Below are 18,083 nucleotides of genomic sequence, written 5' to 3' on the forward strand. Positions count from 1 at the left end.
TCACCCCGAGGTCCGGCGGCCACCGGCGTCTGTCAGGGAGCCGTGCCGGAGCCGCGGCCACTCCCGCTCGGCCCGGGCCAGCGCCTCGGGCGTGCCGATGTCGATGAAGTACGCGTCCCCGATGCTCAGCGCGTGCGCTCGCCCGACGAGCAGCGGCAGGAGGTCACCCCCGAGGTCGCGTGGCAGTGGCTCGGCCACGAGGTCGAGCACGTCAGGGCTGAACGCGTAGAGACCGGCGTTGGCGAGGTCGCCCCTCGGCTGCTGCGGTTTCTCCTCGAAGGACGCGACGACGCCGTCGCGCACCTCGACGACACCGCACCGCGTGGGGTCGGGGGCGCGGAACAGGGCCAGTGTCGCGAGCGCTGACCTGGAGCGATGCGCCTCCACGAGCAGGCGGAGGTCGAAGTCCGTGAGGTTGTCCGCGTTGACGGCCAGGAACACGTCCTCCCCGGCGACGAACTCCCGGTTATGCAGCAACGTCCCGGCGCTGCCGAGGAGCGCGGGCTCGAAGACGGTCCGGACGGCGACCGGCTGGGGCCGCCGCGCCAGGTGCCGGTCCACCTGCTCGGGGAGGTGGTGCAGGTTGACGAGCACCTCCGTGACCCCGGCTGCGGCCAGCGCCTCCATCCAGAGGTCGAGCAACGGGGTCCCGTCGATGCTCACCAGGCACTTCGGCACGGTGTCGGTGAGCGGCCTCAGTCGGGTGCCCAGGCCGGCGGCGAGCAGGAACGCCTTCATGCCTCCACCCGCCCACGGGCCCGACGCACGACGCCGAGCCGGCGCATCTTCGCATCGGCGTCGGCCAGGACGTCATCCAGGCCCGGCATGCCCTGGAGCCAGGCGGCGTACTCGGCCACCGAGTCGGCGGGGGTGCGCCGCGGCCGCCACCCCAGGCCTTGCAGCGCGGAGATGTCCGAGTGGATGTGCCGGGTGTCGCCGAAGCGGTACTCCCCCGAGGCGTGCGCCGGCTCGTCGGATCCGTAGTAGGCCCGCACGACCTCGGCGAACTGCTCCGTCGTGTAGCCGACGCCGCCGCCCACGTTGAACACCCGACCCACCGCCCGCTCGTCGGTGAGGACGAGCACGTTGGCGGCGACGACGTCGTGGATGTTCACGTAGTCGCGGATCATCAGGCCGTCTTCGTAGAGCGTCGGGGCGCTGCCGAGGAGGTAGTGGAGGCAGAAGATGCGACAGGCCCCCGAGTACGCGTTGTAGATGGACTGCCGGGGCCCCTGCACGATGCTGTAGCGCAGCGCCACCGTCGGTATGTCGTAGCGACGGCCGAGGTTGACCGCGACCATCTCCTCGCCGTACTTCGACATCCCGTACGCGTTCTGCGGGTTGGAGACCCGCTCGGGCGTGCGCTGCATCTCCAGCGGTCGTCCGCACTCGGGGCAGGTGTGGTCCCACTCCTGCCGCTCGAGGGCCGTCTCCGGGCGCATGTCGGGGGTCTGGTCACCGTGTTCGGCGCACCGGTAGAGCCCCTCGCCCATCGCCGACTGCGACGAGGCGACGACGATCCGCTGGAGGCCGAGCCCCTCGGCCACCGCGATCTCGTAGATGAGGGCGGTGGAGACGACGTTGACCGACGAGAAGCGGGCGAAGTCGGTGAGGTAGTCCTGGTAGGCGGCGAAGTGGTAGACGGCGTCGGCATCGCGCAGCAGGCCGGCGAGAAGGTCGCGGTTGCGCACGTCGCCGACCCACAGGCGGACGCCGGGCGTGACGTGGTTGGGCACGCCGTCGCGGTGCACCGGCGCAGTCAGGGCGTCGAGGACGGTCACCTCGTGCCCCAGCTCGACCAGCCGGTCGCACGTGTGGGAGCCGATGAAACCGGCTCCGCCCGTGACGAGGATCCTCATCGCTGCCCCCTCCGTTTCGCGTGCACCTCGCGGTACACCTCGAGCGTCCGCTTCGCCGTGTGCCGCCACGTGAACTCCCCGGCGCGCTGGAGGCCCCGAGGACGCAGGGCCTCCCCCTCCGCCAGGGCCGTCAGGATCGCCGACGCGATGGAGTCCGGGTCGTCGGGGTCGGCGAGCACGGCAGCCCCGCCGGCGGTCTCGGGCATCGCGGTGCGGTTCGACGTCACCACTGGGCAGCCGCACGCCATCGCCTCGAGGAGCGGCAGCCCGAACGTCTCGTTGTGCGACGGGTAGGCGAAGACGTCTGCCGCACGGTAGAAGTCGACCGTCTCCTCGAGCGTCACGCCGCCGACCCAGGTGATGTCGTCGCCGACACCGAGCGAGGCGGCGAGCGAGCGCAGCCGTGCGACGTAGGTGGTGTCGCGTCCCGGACCGACCACGACGAGGCCACGCCCCTCGAGGTGGGGACGCGCTGCCGCGAACGCGCGGATCAGGCCGTCGCAGTTCTTGTACGGCCACAGGGACGAGACGAAGAGGACGAACGGCCGGTCGATGCCGTGCCGCTGCCTGAGGCGGTCGGCGGCCTCGACGGGGTCGCCCGGCCGGAACACCTCGTGGTCGACGGCCTCCGGGATCATCCGCAGCTTGCCCGGGTCGACGTCCAGGTACCTCAGCACCTCGGCCCTCAGGCTCTCAGAGTTGAGGATGATCGCGTCGGCCACCTTGACGGTGTGCGGGTAGCCGACCGAACGGTAGAGCCGGACGGCGGGGTTCAGGGCGTCGGGCGTCGTGAACGCGTGCATCGTCTTGATGTGTGCGACGACGCCGGGGGCCGGTCGGACCAGCGGGGCGATGAGCGTGCTGAACACGTCGACGCCACCGAGCGGCAACCGCACCGGCGCATACAGCTGCTCGCTCAGCGTGCGCAGGTTCCGGCGCTCGTTCGACCACGGGAAGGTGAGGTAGCGGACGCCGCGTCCGTACCCCTGGTGCAGCCCCTTGGACCGGCGCCCGACGACCAGAGCGAGCTCCTCGCCCTCGGCGAGCATCCCGCCCATCTCGCGGATGACGCGGGTCCAGAACCAATGGGCCCCGGACGGGTTGTCCGGGTCGTCGGTCAGCAGGTTGATGGCGACGCGCATGTGCTCAGAACACTGTGGCCGCAACGTCGTTCGCCGACATCCTCGACTGGCGGACGTACTGGGCGAGCAGGTGCATGCAGGCCTGGTGCGAGTCCTCGATGACCCCGTAGTTGAGCGAGTCGACGTGGATCGAGACCGTCGCCAGGTCCCGCGCAGGACCACCCGTGAAGCCCGTCAACGCGACGGTCTCCACGCCGTGGGCGGCGCACCACTCGAGCGCCCGCACGATGTTGGGCGAACGACCCGACGACGACACCGCGACGAGCACGTCACCGGGACGGGCCTGCGACTGCAGCTGGAAGTCGAAGACGTTCTCGTAGCCGTTGTCGTTGGCGATGGCGCTGAGGATCTCCATGTTGGCGCTGAGGCTGTGGACCCTCGTCAGCAGGTCGGTGCCGACGCGCACGCCCTTGACGTGGTCGCACTGGAAGTGGTTGGCGATGGACGCCGATCCCCCGTTGCCGCAGGAGAAGACCGTGGCACCCCGGTCGTAGGCGGCGTCGAGCAGACACGCGGCCGCACGCACCTGCGCCGGGTCGACCGACGCCATGGCGTGGGACAGCTCGTCGACGTAGGCGCTCGCGAAGGCTCCGGCGTCGGCGAACCGGCTCTCCGGGAACGTCGGCCGCGCCGGGGACGCCGCCGACGAGGCGCCCGAGCGCGCGTGGTCGACCAGGATGTGCTCGACCGCCGACGCCAAGTCGGTCACGACGGTCACGTCCCCCGATGCTGCGGTGTCGCCGTCCGGGTCGATGAGGAAGGATCTGGCCCCGACGGCCCGCGCCAGTCCGACGTCGCTCTCCCGGTCGCCGACGACCCACGACGCCGTCAGGTCGAGGTCGAGCGCCGTGGCCGCGGCCAGCGCCATCCCGGGGGCGGGCTTGCGGTCCTGGCTGACCCGGGCGAACGACGCGACGATCCCGTCGGGGTGGTACGGGCAGAAGAACCAGGCATCCACGTGGGCCCCGAGGTGGGCCATCTCCGCAGACATGTGCTTGTGCACGAGGTCGACGTCGGCCAGCTCGTACATCCCGCGCGCCACGCCCGCCTGGTTCGACACCACCGCGACCGGGATCCCCGCTGCGTTGAGGCGCGCGATCGCCTCGATGGCGCCCTCGACGAAATGGACGTCCTCGACGGCTCCGACGTACCCGTGGTCGACGTTGATGGTGCCGTCACGATCGAGCAGCACCCCCCTGCGGCCCATCACCGACCACCCGCCCCGGACCACACCCGACCGGGCCCGAGAGCGCGCCGTGCTCGCTCGAGCAGGTCTGCGCACCCCATGTGACGACACCTCATTCTGGTCCCCTCCCACCATCGTCGGTCCCATCCACTCCCCAGTGGCGGAGACCTGAACGTCTCCCTCGGACCGACACCTACATGCTAGATACGGCGCGGCCTGCGCGTCGGTGTTCCCGTGAAGTCGCCCGATGCGGAGACGGCATCCCCACGCATCGATGAGTTCGATGAACTACTTTGGTGTGCTTCGGTTTTCGTGCCCTGCCCGGTGATCGGCCGCCACGCAGGCCGGCGGGGCTCGCTCACGAGCAGCGAAGCCGCGACGACGAGGTCGAGCAGGTACGGCGAGGCGTCGCCGAGACCCGTCTCGGTGATCGAGGCGACGATGCAGTAGAGGATGAGGAAGAGTGCCAGCGCCCGACGAGGACCACGGACGCGCGTGATCGCCATGAGCAGCAGCAGGAGAAGCATGCTGGTCTGGATCACAATGCCCAGCCACCCCAGGTCCACGAAGGTCGCCACCCAGCCGCTGTCGACGGGCAGCCCCTCGAACGACTTGTTGGACAGTCCGTTGCCGAAGATCTCCCGCACCAGGGGACGGCCCGTCTGGCTCACCGCGTCCCACACCTTCGTGCGCCCCGTCAGCTGGGCGGCGTCCTCCGCGGACTGGCCGCGGGAGAGCCAGCCGATGGCCGGGCCCGCGAAGAGGGCTCCCGCAGCGAGCCCGGCCACGAGCGTCCACACCGCGGTCCGACGCACCCGGGCGTGGCCGAGGAAGAGGCTGCCGGCGGCCACGACCAGACCGATCAGCAGTCCCAGCAAGGCTGTCCGCGTATGGGTGCCCAGGATGACTGCGGCTGCGACGAGGATGAGCACCGCGGCATGACGGCCGGTGATGACGCGGCACATCCAGAGGATCACCGACGTGCCGAGCAGCACGGCACCGTAGTGCGCCACCTGTGTCGGCGGCATGGGCCAGAGCGCCCCGCCGAGCCGGCCGTTGGCGCTGAACGCCGTACCGGGCGCCATCGCCAGTCCCACGACGACCGAACCGACGATGGCGCCGAGACACACGCGGTGGCACCGGAGCAGTACGAGGTCCGAACGTCCCCACCACGGCGTCAGCAGCCACAGGCAGGTCACGAAACCGATGAGGCGGACTGCCCGGTAGGTCGAGCCGACGAAGAACTCGCTGTGCAGGCTCACGGCGAGCGCCGCGACCGCCAAGGTCGACAGCAGCACCAGGAGCAGCGTGGGGCGGACCACGAGCCGCGGATTGGCCAGCAGGGCGAACAGGAGTGCCAGGACCAGCGAGCCCTGCGCCATCGCCTGCCCCACGGAGTAGGGAATCGGCAGGATGGTGGCGCTGCCCCCGGGCGTCAGGACGTTGAAGAACAGTGCCGCCCATGCCAGCAGCACCAGCCTCGGCAGACGAGCGGCGCTGGTGTGCAGCTCGCCCCGCGCACCGGTGCCACCCGCGAGCCAGTGCGGACCCGGAGCCGCGATCCTCACGGTCGGCTCACCGCCTCGACGCCGTCCTCGGCCGGGCGCACCCTCCCGAGGCTCTCGTCGGTCGCGTCACACCCGACCATCATCGCGAAGGGCAGCGCGAGACCGGCTTCGCGGACCAGGTCGCCCGTTGTGCTGAGCAGCTCGGCGGTCGAGGTTCCGGCCGACACGAGCGGGACCACCTGGTCCACCCAGGTGCCGATGTGGTCCACGTCGATGCCCGGGTCGACCTCGAGCAGGACGAGCACGGTGTGCGCCGAGTCCCAGGCGGCCTGCCACGAGGCTCCCTGCACGTCGACCAGGCCGGCCGAGGCGCCTTCACGCGGTCCGGTCGCGAGCTCCGGGATGTCGTCGGGCCGCAGCACGACCGACGTGCCTTCCCGCGGAGCGCCTCCCTCCACCGACGCGCGCCTGCCGCCGGCCCGTCCGCGCGGTCGGCCGGACAGCACCCCGTCCTTGCTGAGGTCGACGACCAGGACGGCGCTGCCCCGGTCGCGCAGACGGGCGGCAGCGGCACCCACGACGTCGGCGGCTGCCAGGACGTTGCCGATCGCCGCGAGGGCGACACCGGTACAAGGGCCTGACGCCGGCGCGGCACCGACCAGCGTCTCGGCCCGCGTCGACGTCATGGCCAGCAGCCGCGAGCCGTTGGGCTCGCCGGCCACGGCCCCCGCCCGTCGACCGTTGGGGCCGGACGCGTCCGATGCCGCGACCGGGACGGGTGAGGTCGGCGCCGGGAGACCGAGCCCGGGTCCGAGGGCCGACTGCAGCCCGTGGGCGAGGGTGCCGAGGTCGTTGCCCCGCCACGTCCCGCGGGCCCGGAACGCTCGACCCAGCGGGCCGCGCCCGCGGCGTCTCGGCCCCGTTGATCGCACGCTGAAGCGCACGGGCGACCCGAGGGCGACCCCGACGTCCTGCCGCCTACGGAGCCGCTCCGTGACGAGGGCCCGGAAGATGACGAACGCCACCCCCAATGCCGCGCCCACCGTCATGCCGGACCCGACGGCCAGCACCAGCGCACGCTTCGTCGACGACGCGTCCGCGTGCACGGGGTCGATGACGTGCGTCGACTCGATGGCCGCGTCGGTGTCCAGCGTCGCGCTGTCGCTCGCCGCCTGCCAGTCGGCGATCTGCTTGTTGAGGTCGGTGCGTCGGGACAGCGCGTCGAACGCGCCGTTCTGGGCGGCGGCCCCCTGGGCGGTCAGCTGCTCGAACTGCCTCGTCAGCGCCGCGACCTCACGCTGCGCCGCCGCGACGCGGGAGGCGTACTGCGCACGCATGCCGCTGGTCAGGGACCTCAGCTGGGTGGTCCGGAAGTCGAGGTACGCCCGCACCAGCGCGTCCGCCCGGGCCGACGCGGAGGCGTCGTCCGGCCCCACCACGGCGATGGCGAGGACCTCGTTGGTGACCGCCTCGGCGCTGACCGCAGCGCGGAAGGCCTCGGGCGTCAGTCCGACACCGAGCGCCCGGACGGCCCGCTGCGACACTTCGCGGGTGTTCAGCAGGCTCACGTCCATCGCGATGCCCTGGGGCCCGTCCATGCTCGCCGGGTGCGCCATGAGGAGGGTGACCTTCGCCGTGCTGCCAGGAGGCGCAAGCACGATCGCGACGAGGCCGAGCACGGCACCCAGGGCGGTGAGCCCGACCCAGATCCGCCAGCCGCGCCGCAACGCGGTGCGCAGGTAGTTCCAGGTGCTGAGCACGGGCCGCGGCGCCTCCGTCAGCTCGACCTCGCGCTCCTCACCGATCGTCCAGGAGAGGTCGATCATCCCTGCCTCCGGCGGGGAGCCGACCCCGGCGGGTCGTCGTCGTGGTCGGCGGGTCCGGTCATGAGCGAGGGCAGCGGAGCCAGCAGCGCTCGCTGGGTGGGCAGGAGGCGCCCGGTGGTGCGGTCGAGCGGGTCGGGGTTCGCGACGACGATCCCCCGAAGAGGCACACCCGCGTCATCGGCGGCCAGAGCGACCCTGGCGAGGTCCTCGCCGGTCGCTCCGCCGGAGGACACCGCGAGCAGGGCGACGGCGTGCTCGCCCGGCCCGAGCTGGATCCCGGGCTGCTGGCGGCTCACGGTGAGGGTCTGCACCACGAGGTCCCCCCTCGCCGGTGCGTCAGAGCCACTGTCCACGAAGAGGCCGGACCTCAGCTCGTCCTCGCTGCCGACACGCGAGCACGCCGCCCGGAGCGAGCTCGTGGACTCCTGCGTCTTCGACCCGACGACCAGCTGGGTGCGGACGCCGGTCGCCGCTGCGAACGAGGCGAGCTGGGCTGCGAACGTCAGCGCGGCCTGATCGCCGGCGAGGGTGAGGACGACGAGACGCTGCGCGCCCTTGGCAGCACCGGGCAGCGGCCCGGAAGGTCCGGACGCTCCCGAGGCGCCGGTGACACCGGTGGCGCCCGAGGCGAAGCGCCGCAGCACCTGGCGAAGCGCCCAGGCCTCCGTGCTCTCGGGGTCGTAGCCGCGCAGGAGGCTGACCCATCCCGCCACGGAGCGGGGCGGCCGGCTCGCGAGCGATGCGACGACAGGCACCCCGATGCTGTCCGCGATCTGGTCCCGCGAGCGCAACGCCTTCTCCCTGCGTCCGCGCAGGATCATCAGCGCCGCCATCGCGAGGAAGGCCGCGGCGGCGCCGGCGCCGACGAACGTGGCACCCCGGGCGATGGGCGACAGGGTCCGGGCCGGGGTCGCGGCTCCGACCAGACGGGGGCCCGCCGCCGGAGCGGTGTCGGTCGTGGTCTGGGTCGCCAGCTGCCGGTCGATGGCGTCGATCTGGAGCACGAGGTCGGCCTGGCGCGCGGTGAGCTGGGCGAGCGCCACGGCATCGGTCTTTCCTCCGGGCGAGGAGGCACCCTCGGCGCGCAGACGGGTCGTCGTCCGGGCCAGCTGCTCCTGCACGGCGGCGAGGCTCTCGGCCAGCGTGGACCTGCGCTTGCCGATCGAGGCGCGCTCGTCCTTGGCCGGAGGGGTGGCGATCTCCTGGAGGTAGTCGACGTCGGCTTTGGCCACCGCGGTCGCGAGCTGCTCGGCCTCCGCCGCCGTGGCCCCCCGTGCCGTGACCGTGAGGACGTCGTCGGTGGGCGTCTCGACCGTGACCAGGTCCGCGACGTCCGACGCGGAGGGGCGGCCGCGCACCATCTGCCCCGCCCGTGCGAGCACCGTGTCGCTGGAGGCGATCTCGGCCTGGGTCTCGATCGCGTGGGCGGTCGCCTGAGCCGCGGCGCTCGCCGACGTCGCCGGGAACAGCACCAGGGTGGTGCTGCTGTAGACCGGAGGAAGCGTCTGGAACGCTGCTCCGCCCGCCAGCCCCCCGAGGGCGGACGCGGCGACGAGCAGGCCGGTGTGCCGTCGCAGGATGGCCCACACCGACCGGAGGTCGACGATCTGCTCGCTCACTGCCTTCCCCCCGGAAGCTCGAGAACCTGCGTCAAAGTTATCTCCGGGACCCCGGGCACCACCGCGGTTTGCGGTTTCGCGGCTGGCTGCAGGGAGGACGGCTGCAGCCGCAGGGTCGTGCAGAGGGTGAGGATGCCGGTCCACTCGGCGACGCCGACGAGCGTCGTGCTGGGTTCGCGCTCTCCGAACCGCGGCGAGTACCAGCCGCGCACCGGGTCGGTCTCACCGCGGTGCGCGGTCCAGCGCAGCTGGGACGGGAGCGCGACGGTGGCCTCACACGGGCCGTGGTCCCCGGCCCACGACAGGTGGGCCGAGCACCCGTCGAGCGTCGCAGACACCACCGGACCGAGGTGCCAGAACAGCCGCGCGGTGTGCCGCGACGATCCGACGAGGGTGTCGACGACCTGCAGCTCGCCGGTGTCGGGGTCGAGGGTCACCCGTCGCGTGTGCCGGAATGCCGGATCCAGACGCGCGTAGCCGGTGTGGTGCGCTGCCCACGACGGTCGAGCCGGGCCACCGGATCGTTGCGTGTCCCGGCCGGACACGCCCGCACGCCCGTGGACCGGCTCGTCCACGGCGTCGGTGTGCGTGCGCCAGAGGAACGGGCCGCCCTCGACGGACTGGCTCGTCCCGTCGATCTCGATGGTGTTGTGCGCCCGCGTCGACCGGAAGTAGCTCCGCCACTCGGGTTCGCCGTGGTAGCAGTAGGTTCCGGGATCGGCGAAGAGGTCGACCGAGCCGTGCCGCACCTCCAGCGAGAGGGCGTCGGCGTGCGCGTGGGCGGCGATCGACAGGAACCCGTGCGGACCGCCGTCGCACCGGCACCACAGCGCGGGCTCCCCCGGCACCGGCTGCGTCCGCAGGATCCGGATGCCGGCGTCCGCGAAGGCGGAGGGCGCCTTCGGAGGCCGGTCCGGCAGCGAGGTCGGGCTGGTCATCGCTGCGACGAGGTGGCCGGTGACCCCGGCGCCGACCTCCGGCCACCACCCGAGCGACCCGAATACGCTGGCGCCGCAGTCGAGCAGGGTCCGCCACGGGTCGGCGTCCGGCGCCTCGAGCACCAGCCCGCGTCCCTCGTCACCGTCTCCCTGTCGGGGGGCTCGTCCGGCGTCGTCGAGGAGGGCCGCCGCGGCGTCGAGCGAGGCGACGAGCAGGCGACGCGTCGGCTCCGGCAACGGGTGGCCGGCGCGGTCGCCCTCTGCGAGCGCGACGAGGCCGAGCTCGGTGACGAACCGGTGGTAGTCGGTCGCCAGCTCACGGTTGACCCCGCTGGCGAAGGTGTTGCGCCTGAGCGCCGTCACCAGCTCGCGGGCGGACTGCTCGCGCCACCGCTCGCTCGGCGCGTACCAGGGAAAGGCGCACGAGGCCGCGAACCGGCCGCAGGCCTCGGCGACGACGTGGTTGTTGGCGGAGGACCCTCGGCTGCGAAAGGCTGCGAGGTACTCCTGGTGCCAGGCGATCTGGCGTAGGGCCAGCTCGTTGTCGTCGAACAGGTCTGCGACGCCTGCCCACCCGTCGAGGAGCCGACGCACCCAGACCCAGCTGACCAGCCTCACGCCGAGCTCGATGCCGCTGGTCCAGTGCACGCCCGAGAGGAACGGGTTGGCGCGCCACCAGGAACGCAGCTGCGCGGCCACCACTGCGGCGTAACGCTCGTCGCCCGTCAGCCACCAGGCCGTTGCGAGAACGGTGAGGTGGTGGTGCCGTGAGAGCTCCCACACCGCCTTGACGTTGCCGGTGGACCGCTCGTCGCGGTGGTCGATCGCGAAGGCGAGCTGGGCCTGCGGGGCGCGGCGGCCGGTGACGGGGTCGAGGAACCAGTCAGGGTCGACGATGTCGGGGCGGCGTCGACCCAGGACCGTCCAGTCGCCGGCGAGCAGCCGGTCGGCGGCCGCGACCACGGCTTCCCTCGCCTCCCGGGGGACCGCCTCGGCGAGGCTGTCGGGGAGGACGGAGACGAACCGGCGCTCCGGCAGGAGCTTCGGCACCGGACCGTCCAGGTCCGAGAGGTCATGGGGCGCCACCTGGCGGCGGCTCCACACCAGATGGCGGGCGTGGTCGCCCACGCGGGAGGCGATCTCGCTCGGCGGCATGCCCCGCAGCCGGTGGACGTACCACTCCAGAGGTCGGCTCACAGGACGACCGGCCCCTTCAGAGCCAGGCTCCTGTCGACGGCGATCGTCACCCGGGTCGTCGCGGCGAGGGAGTCGAGGTCGATGGGCATCGGGCCTCCGGTGCGAACGGCGTCCACGAAGGCGCCCAGCTCGGCGCGCTGCCCCTTGTCCTGCCCCGTCACGGATCGCTTCACGCTCCGGCCGGAACGGCCCCACACGGTGGCCCGGGTGAAGTTGTCCAGCCGGGCGTTGCGTCCGCTCCCGGTGACGTCCAGGGTCTCCTTGGGGAAGCGGCTGTCGCCGTCGGTGTTGTAGGCGATCGTCGCGAGGGACCCGTCGTCGTAGCGCAGCAGGGCCTCGAGATTGAGGCCGTTGGAGGTCTGGTGGGCCACGACCTCGACGGGCGAACGGCCGATCCAGGCGCTGACGGTGTCGATGAAGTGGCCGCCCTCGCCGAGGAACCGCGACCCTTCGAGCCGTTCGTCGAGGTACCAGCTCGAGGGGTCGAGACGACCCGCGTTGACGAGGTAGCGGACACTCATCGGCCCCCTGGGCGCGCCGAACCGGCGTCGCAGGTCGCAGAACAGCGGGGCGAAGCGGCGGTTGAAGCCGACCATCACGCGGTCGTTGCCGGTCCTGGCCACCGTGTCGAGCACGCGGTCGACCTCGGGCTCCGTGAGCGCGAGGGGCTTCTCGACGAAGACCGCCTTCCCGGCCTCCAGGGCCCGGCACACGAAGGAGGCGTGGGAGTGGTGACGCGTCACGACGAACACGGCGTCGACGGCGGGATCGTCGAGGACCGCGTCGGCGTCGGTCGCCACGTCGCGGAACCCGAACTTGCGCTGGGCGTTGACGGCCGACAGCGAGCGCGTGGTCGCGACCCTCGCGAGGGTGACTCCGGGGTCCTTGGCGAGGTGCGGCAGCAGCATCGAGGTGGCGTAGCTGCCGGCACCGATGAAGCCGAGCCGCACCTGAGGGAGCGAGCCGGTCCCGTCGGTCGGGGGGCGAACCGTGACCCGGGACACGGCCCTGACGGGCAGGTCCGGTGTCGCCGTGTGGGAGTGCCCGTTCGACGAGCCGTTGCCCGCCTCGGGGCGCGGGTACTCGAAGAGGAAGCCGATGCCGCGGAGCGAGCCGTCCCGCAGGCCGGTGTAGACGTGCGTCGCCTCGCCGATCGGGTGGACGCCGGACACCAGCGGGCCGACGTCGACCGCACCCTGCGCTACGAGGTCGAGGAAGCAGCCGAGGTTGCGCCGTTCGGTCCACCTCACGTAGGCGGGCGGGTAGTCGACGCCGTCCAGCTCGTAACGGTCGTCGTAGCGCCCGGGACCGTAGGACCGCGAGAAGCGGACATCGATCTCCTTCTCGTAGAAGGCGTTCCAGGGCAGGTCGAGCCGCGTCTTGCCGATGTCGACCACGCGGCCCCGGTCCCTCGCAAGACGGACTGCGAGCTCGACCGGTCCGTTGGTGTCGCCTCCGGCGGCCAGATAGACCTGGTCGGCACCGAGGCCGTTCGTGGTGGTCTGCAGCACCTGCTCGACGTAGTCCGCGCCCTCGGGGTCCGGGCCCGCGCAGGCCAAGGCACCGGCCTGCTCGGCGAGACGACAGCGCTCCGGCACCGTGTCGATGCCCACCACGCGCACGCCGGCGGCCAGCAGGAGCCGCACCACGAGCTGCCCGACGAGGCCGAGGCCGATGACGCACGCGGTCTCCCCCAGCTGCGGCTCGCCACGACGCACGCCCTGCATCGCGATCGCGCCGACCGTCGCGAAGGCTGCGTGCTCGCCGCGAACGCCCTGCGGCACCGGCACGCACAGGTTGGTCGGCACCCAGTTCAGCTCCGCGTGGAGGGCGAACTCGTTGCCTGCCGCGGCGACGACGTCGCCGACGGCGAACTCCTCTGCCCCGGCGCCCACCTCGACGACGACGCCGCAGAGCGAGTAGCCGAGCGGCGTGTAGCTGTCGAGGGTCGAGGTCACCTTCTTGTACGTGGCGACCGGGCCCTGCTGGGCGACGGAGTCGAGCACCTTCCTGACCTGGTCGGGACGGGCTCGAGCCTTGCCGACCAGCGACAGGCGCGCCTCGGTCACCTTCATCAGCTCGGTCCCCGTCGAGATGAGGGAGTAGAGGGTGCGCACGAGCACCCCACCCGGCTTGCAGGCAGGAACCGGCGCGTCGAGCACGACGAGCTCACCGGACCGGTAGTTCTGGGCAACCTGCTTCATCTCATTCCCCCACGAAGTCGTCTGGTGCTGCGGTCATTCGGCGTCTACCCCGGCAGCTCGGGCGTTGCGGTACCACAGCTCGAGCGTCAGCAGCTGCCACACCTGCTTGGCCTCGTCGCGACGCCCCGCGCGCTGGTCCTCGACGAGCCGGCGCAGCGGGTCACGGCGGAGGAACCCCGACTCGACCAGCTCTCCCCCGACCAGAACGTCGTCGACGAGCTCACGCAGGTCCTTGGCCACCCAGGCCCGGAGCGGCGCACCGAAGCTGGCCTTCGGCCGGTCGACGATCTCCGGAGGAAGCCACTCCCGGGCGACGTCTCGCAGGGCCGCCTTCTGCACGCGCCCGCGGATCCGGTCCGAGGCCGGCAGCGAGAACGCCGCGGCGAAGACGACGGGATCCACGAAGGGCACGCGCACCTCTGTCGAGGCGGCCATGCTCGCCCGGTCGGTGTAGGTGAGGTTGAGCCCGGCCATGAAGAGCCGGGAGTCGGCCAGGCACATCCGGCCCACCACGTCGGTCAGCTCGTTGTCGTCGTAGACGGCGCGGTGCTGCTCGAGGACGTCGGCCACGTCGCCCGCGAGACCCGGGTCGAGCAGGCCCGCGAGCTCGTCCCCGTCGTAGAGGGTGTAGCTGCGCCGGAACGCCTCCTGCTCGGGCAGCCCGGCGAAGGTCACGAACCGCTGCGCCCACCGCACCGTTCGCAGCCCGCGGCCTGCCACGGAGACCGGCAGCGCCTCCACCGCGGGAGACACGAGACGGGAGCGCAGCAGGTCCGGCAGCCGTCGGTAGCGAGCCGCCAGGAGCATCGCGTAGTGCTTGCGGTAGCCCCCGAACAGCTCGTCCGCGCCCATCCCCGACAGGAGCACCTTGACCCCCTGTCTGCGTGCCGCCTCGCACATGAGGACGGTGTTGATCGCGGCCGGGTCGCCGATCGGCTCGTCGAGCACGTCGACCATGCGCGGAAGCATCTGCGCCACGTCGGGGTGCAGCTCGATCTCGTGCAGCCGCATCCCGAGCCGCCGGGCCAGCAGGCGGGCGTAGGGAGCGTCGTCCGGCATGGCCTCGAGCCGCTGGTCCTCGGGTCGGACGGCGATGGTGTAGGCCTCGATCGACGGGTCCCGCCGGTGGGCCAGGGCTGCGATCAGGCTGGAGTCGAGACCGCCGCTGAGGAAGCACGCGACGGGCACGTCGGAGACCAGATGCGCCTCCACCGACTCGGTGAGCACCTGCCGCAGGTCGGCCCGAGGTCCGCTCGCCGCCCGGGCCGCCTCGTCGCGTGCACTCCAGTAGGTACCTGAAGCGACCGTGCCGTTCCGGTCGTAGCTCAGCCACGAGCCGGGAGGCAGCTTGCGCACCTCCCGCAGCGCGTCGTACTCCTGGGGCAGCCAGTAGTAGAGGGCGGAGGCGACCATCGCCGCGGGGTTGACGGACAGCTCGGCACCGACGGCCGTCATGATCGCCTTGAGCTCCGAGGCGAAGAGCACACCTTCGCCCCTGCTCATGACGTAGAGCGGTTTGATCCCGAGCGGATCACGCGCCAGCGCAAGGGTTCCCAGGTGCTCGTCGTGGATCGCGAACGCGAACATGCCCCGAAGCCGCGGCAGGGACGCCGGGCCCCAGGCCCGCCACGCCTCGAGGACCACCTCGGTGTCGGACCGCGTGACGAAACGGACACCGCGGCCCTGCAGCTCGCGACGCAGGTCCTCGTGGTTGTAGATCTCGCCGTTGTAGGCCAGCGTCAGGCCATCCTTGGTGAACGGCTGGTCCGCGGCCTCGGAGAGGTCGATGATCGAGAGCCGCCGGTGTCCCAGCACGACGGCCGTGTCGGGGGTGACGAGCTCCAGCACGCCACCCGCATCCGGCCCCCGGTGACCCAGACGCTCGATCATCGTCGTGACGACGGCCTTCCCGTCGGGCTGCTGGAAGGCGCCGGCGATGCCACACACGTCAGCCTCCCGTGGCCGAGGGACGCGCGACGGCCTCTGGTCGCACGGAGCCACCCACGACGGCCGGCTCCACGCGCGTCCGCCCGACCAGCGCGTCGAAGACGGCCCGATAGCCGACCTGCTGGTGCGACCACGCGAGGTGCTCCTCGACGCGGCGGCGGCCCATCTGTCCCATCCGTGCCCGCGCTCCCGGGTCGTCGAGCAGCTCGACGACCGTGCGGGCGAAGTCCTCCACCGAGTTCGGCGTCGCGTAGCGGGCGGCGCCTCCCGCCGACACCTTCGTCTCCCGGAGGTCGAACGCCACGACCGGGAGCTCGAAGGCCATGTACTCCATCGTCTTGTTCATCGTGCTGACGTCGTTCAACGGGTTGAGCGGGTCGGGACACAGGCCGAGGTCGGCCGTGGACAGGACCTCGGCCATGACCTCGTCGGAGACGCGACCGGGCATGTCGACGTACTCGGTCAGACCGAGCCGGTCGCGTTCGGCCAGCAGGCTCGGACGCATGTCGCCCGAGCCCATGAGGCAGAAGGTGACGTCGCGTCGACCCAGGCCGTTGACGACGACGTCGGCGGCACGAAGGGCGATGTCGACGCCGTCCTGCGGCCCCATGACGCCGAGGTAGGCGACGAGGTGTCGACGTCCACGACGCAGCTCGGGGCGCGGCTCCCGTCGCTTGAGTCGCTCAGGGTCGGGCCCGGTGCGCACGACGGTGACCTCGTCCGAGGACTTGCCTCCGCGGGTGCGCGCGACCTCCGCGTAGGAGGCGTTCGTCGACGTGACACGGTCGGCGGCCCGGAACGTCTGCCGCTCGAGGAAGAGCAGACCACGGTGGAGCAGGCCCGGCCCGTCCGGGAACCGCGACCGGAACAGCTCCGGGCACAGGTCGTGATGGTCGAAGACGAACCGGGTGCCGTCGCGCAGCCTGAGCCACCGGGTCAGGGGCCAGAAGATGTCCGGCGGGTTGCAGGCCTGCACGACGTCGAAGCGGCCGGTCCTCCGCTCCCGGAGCGCCAGACGCGCCGTCGCCTGGAAGGAGTAGCCGTACTCGAGGAGGTAGCTGAGGGACGACCCGCCGGGCGCGTAGGCCGGGTAGGCGACGATGCGGACGCCGTCCACCACCTGCTCGGCCACCGTGCCCTCCCCCGTGGGACAGACGACCGTGACGTCGTAGCCGGCCCGGGTCAGCGTCTGGCACTCGAGCCACACCCGCCGGTCGAACGGCACGGGCAGGTTCTGCACGATGACGAGGACGCGAGGACGGCGCAGCGCCTCCGGCGGACGGGTCGTCACCAGCTGACTCCCTCGTACCCGGGCAGGTGCTCGACCCGGTCGCCGAGCCGGCCGCTCATGTCGAGGACGACCTGGGGCGCGTGCTCCAGCAGAGCCGTCAGCGTGCCGGGGTCGGTCGAGGTCACGATGGCGATGTCTGCCGTGCTGAGCGCATCGTCGGGCGACGCCGCGAGCAACCGGTTGACGTGGGTCAGCCGGCTCTGCAGGTGTCGCAGGTTGGCTCCCACGAGCAGGTCGGGATTGACGATCGGGTCGTAGATCCGCACCTCGAGGCCCTTGCCGACGAAACGCTCCGCGAGCTCCAGGCTCGGGCTCTCGCGGACGTCGTCGGTGTCCGACTTGAAGCTGAGCCCGAGCAGACACACGTGGGTGAGGCCCGTCGCAAGCACCCGGTCGACGACGTGCCGGATCACGAGCTCGTTGCTCACGGTGGTCGCGCTGATCATCGGGATATCCACCGCTGCAAGGCGGGCGAGGTCCTGCAGGGCGCGCAGGTCCTTGGGCAGGCAGGACCCCCCGAACGCGAAGCCGGGCCGCAGGTAGGCGGCCGACAGGTTGAGCTTGTCGTCCTCGCAGAAGATCTGCATGACCTGCCGCGAGTCCACCCCGAACTCGTGGAAGAGGCGACCGACCTCGTTGGCGAAGGTGATCTTCACCGCGTGGAACGCGTTGCACGCGTACTTGAGGGCCTCCGCCGTGGGCACGTCGACGTGGTGGATCTCTCGGCCCAGGAAGGCGAACAGCTCGGTGAGCTCGCCTCGCGTACGGTCGTCCTCGGTGCCCACCACGACGAAGGGCGGGTCGTAGAAGTCGGCGACCCCCGAGCCCTCCCGGAGGAACTCCGGGCACATCGCCGTCCCGACGGCCCAGCCGGCGGGCAGCCGCTCCGGCTCGAACAGGGGCGCCACCACCGAGTGTCCCGTTCCGGGGGGCACCGTCGAGCGGACCACGACGCTGTGGTGCCCCGACGCGGGTGGGCGGGCCGACGCCATCGCGTCGCGAAGGTCGGCCAGGGCACGCGTCAGGAAGGCCAGGTCGGTACCTCCCCGCGCGGTGGACGGGGTTCCGACGCACACGAGAGTGACGTCGGCTCCGTCCAGCACCGCTGCGATGTCGGTGGCGGCCTGGAGCCGACCGCTCGCGACGCCGTCGGCGACGAGGTCGCCGATGCCGGGCTCGACCACGGGACTCAGTCCGTGGCGGATGCCCTCGACCTTCGACTCGTCCACGTCGATCCCGACGACGTCGTGCCCCTTCGAGGCAAGTCCAGCGGCAGTGATGGTCCCGACGTAGCCGAGTCCGAGCACAATGATTCGCATTGGCGCCAGCCCTCCATCCGGCTTGAAAAGCGACCCCCCCAGGTCGT

At 71.9% G+C, this 18,083-nt stretch carries 12 protein-coding genes; all 12 read right to left on the bottom strand.

Going from position 1 to position 18,083, the window contains the following annotated elements; all coding sequences use genetic code 11:
- Nucleotides 1–738 (bottom strand): nucleotidyltransferase family protein, encoded by a 738-nt coding sequence (locus tag AC3A5R_RS21725; protein WP_487622859.1) that lies wholly within the window; start codon nt 736–738, stop codon nt 1–3.
- Nucleotides 735–1,859 (bottom strand): NAD-dependent epimerase/dehydratase family protein, encoded by a 1,125-nt coding sequence (locus AC3A5R_RS21730; RefSeq protein ID WP_487622860.1) that lies wholly within the window; start codon nt 1,857–1,859, stop codon nt 735–737. The genes AC3A5R_RS21725 and AC3A5R_RS21730 overlap by 4 nt, the downstream gene beginning before the upstream one ends.
- Nucleotides 1,856–3,001: a glycosyltransferase family 4 protein gene (locus tag AC3A5R_RS21735; protein WP_487622861.1), complete on the bottom strand. Its 1,146-nt coding sequence runs from the start codon at nt 2,999–3,001 to the stop codon at nt 1,856–1,858. The genes AC3A5R_RS21730 and AC3A5R_RS21735 overlap by 4 nt, the downstream gene beginning before the upstream one ends.
- 4 nt (nt 3,002–3,005) lie before the next feature.
- A complete protein-coding gene (locus AC3A5R_RS21740; protein ID WP_487622862.1) occupies nt 3,006–4,208 on the bottom strand; it encodes an HAD-IIIA family hydrolase in 1,203 nt (400 codons plus the stop codon).
- 179 nt (nt 4,209–4,387) lie between these two features.
- On the bottom strand, nt 4,388–5,755 hold the full coding sequence (locus tag AC3A5R_RS21745; RefSeq protein WP_487622863.1) for a hypothetical protein: 1,368 nt from the start codon (nt 5,753–5,755) through the stop codon (nt 4,388–4,390).
- On the bottom strand, nt 5,752–7,521 hold the full coding sequence (locus AC3A5R_RS21750) for a hypothetical protein (protein WP_487622864.1): 1,770 nt from the start codon (nt 7,519–7,521) through the stop codon (nt 5,752–5,754). Before AC3A5R_RS21750 ends, AC3A5R_RS21745 begins: the two co-directional genes overlap by 4 nt.
- The gene (locus tag AC3A5R_RS21755) at nt 7,518–9,140 is read right to left on the bottom strand and encodes a Wzz/FepE/Etk N-terminal domain-containing protein (RefSeq protein WP_487622865.1); all 1,623 of its coding nucleotides are present in this window, start codon (nt 9,138–9,140) and stop codon (nt 7,518–7,520) included. Before AC3A5R_RS21755 ends, AC3A5R_RS21750 begins: the two co-directional genes overlap by 4 nt.
- Nucleotides 9,137–11,275 carry an alginate lyase family protein gene (locus AC3A5R_RS21760; RefSeq protein ID WP_487622866.1) on the bottom strand — a complete coding sequence of 713 codons (2,139 nt, stop codon included), beginning with the start codon at nt 11,273–11,275 and terminating at the stop codon, nt 9,137–9,139. Before AC3A5R_RS21760 ends, AC3A5R_RS21755 begins: the two co-directional genes overlap by 4 nt.
- A complete protein-coding gene (locus AC3A5R_RS21765; protein WP_487622867.1) occupies nt 11,272–13,479 on the bottom strand; it encodes a bi-domain-containing oxidoreductase in 2,208 nt (735 codons plus the stop codon). The genes AC3A5R_RS21760 and AC3A5R_RS21765 overlap by 4 nt, the downstream gene beginning before the upstream one ends.
- A 33-nt stretch (nt 13,480–13,512) precedes the next feature.
- Complete coding sequence (asnB, locus tag AC3A5R_RS21770; RefSeq protein WP_487622868.1) at nt 13,513–15,426, bottom strand: asparagine synthase (glutamine-hydrolyzing); 1,914 nt, start codon at nt 15,424–15,426, stop codon at nt 13,513–13,515.
- 1 nt (nt 15,427) lies between these two features.
- Nucleotides 15,428–16,717: a glycosyltransferase family 4 protein gene (locus AC3A5R_RS21775; RefSeq protein WP_487622869.1), complete on the bottom strand. Its 1,290-nt coding sequence runs from the start codon at nt 16,715–16,717 to the stop codon at nt 15,428–15,430.
- Nucleotides 16,714–18,036, bottom strand: a complete 1,323-nt coding sequence (locus tag AC3A5R_RS21780) for a nucleotide sugar dehydrogenase (protein WP_487622870.1) — start codon at nt 18,034–18,036, stop codon at nt 16,714–16,716. The genes AC3A5R_RS21775 and AC3A5R_RS21780 overlap by 4 nt, the downstream gene beginning before the upstream one ends.
- Nucleotides 18,037–18,083 lie beyond the last annotated feature (47 nt).

This window comes from Intrasporangium sp. Soil_C_50 (assembly GCF_057656595.1).

Coding starts and splice junctions, on each gene's coding strand:
- AC3A5R_RS21730 (WP_487622860.1), bottom strand. CDS start 1,859: ATGAGGATCCTCGTCACGGGCGGAGCCGGTTTCATCGGCTCCCACACG.
- AC3A5R_RS21780 (WP_487622870.1), bottom strand. CDS start 18,036: ATGCGAATCATTGTGCTCGGACTCGGCTACGTCGGGACCATCACTGCC.
- AC3A5R_RS21740 (WP_487622862.1), bottom strand. CDS start 4,208: ATGGGCCGCAGGGGGGTGCTGCTCGATCGTGACGGCACCATCAACGTC.
- AC3A5R_RS21735 (WP_487622861.1), bottom strand. CDS start 3,001: ATGCGCGTCGCCATCAACCTGCTGACCGACGACCCGGACAACCCGTCC.
- AC3A5R_RS21765 (WP_487622867.1), bottom strand. CDS start 13,479: ATGAAGCAGGTTGCCCAGAACTACCGGTCCGGTGAGCTCGTCGTGCTC.
- AC3A5R_RS21750 (WP_487622864.1), bottom strand. CDS start 7,521: ATGATCGACCTCTCCTGGACGATCGGTGAGGAGCGCGAGGTCGAGCTG.
- AC3A5R_RS21725 (WP_487622859.1), bottom strand. CDS start 738: ATGAAGGCGTTCCTGCTCGCCGCCGGCCTGGGCACCCGACTGAGGCCG.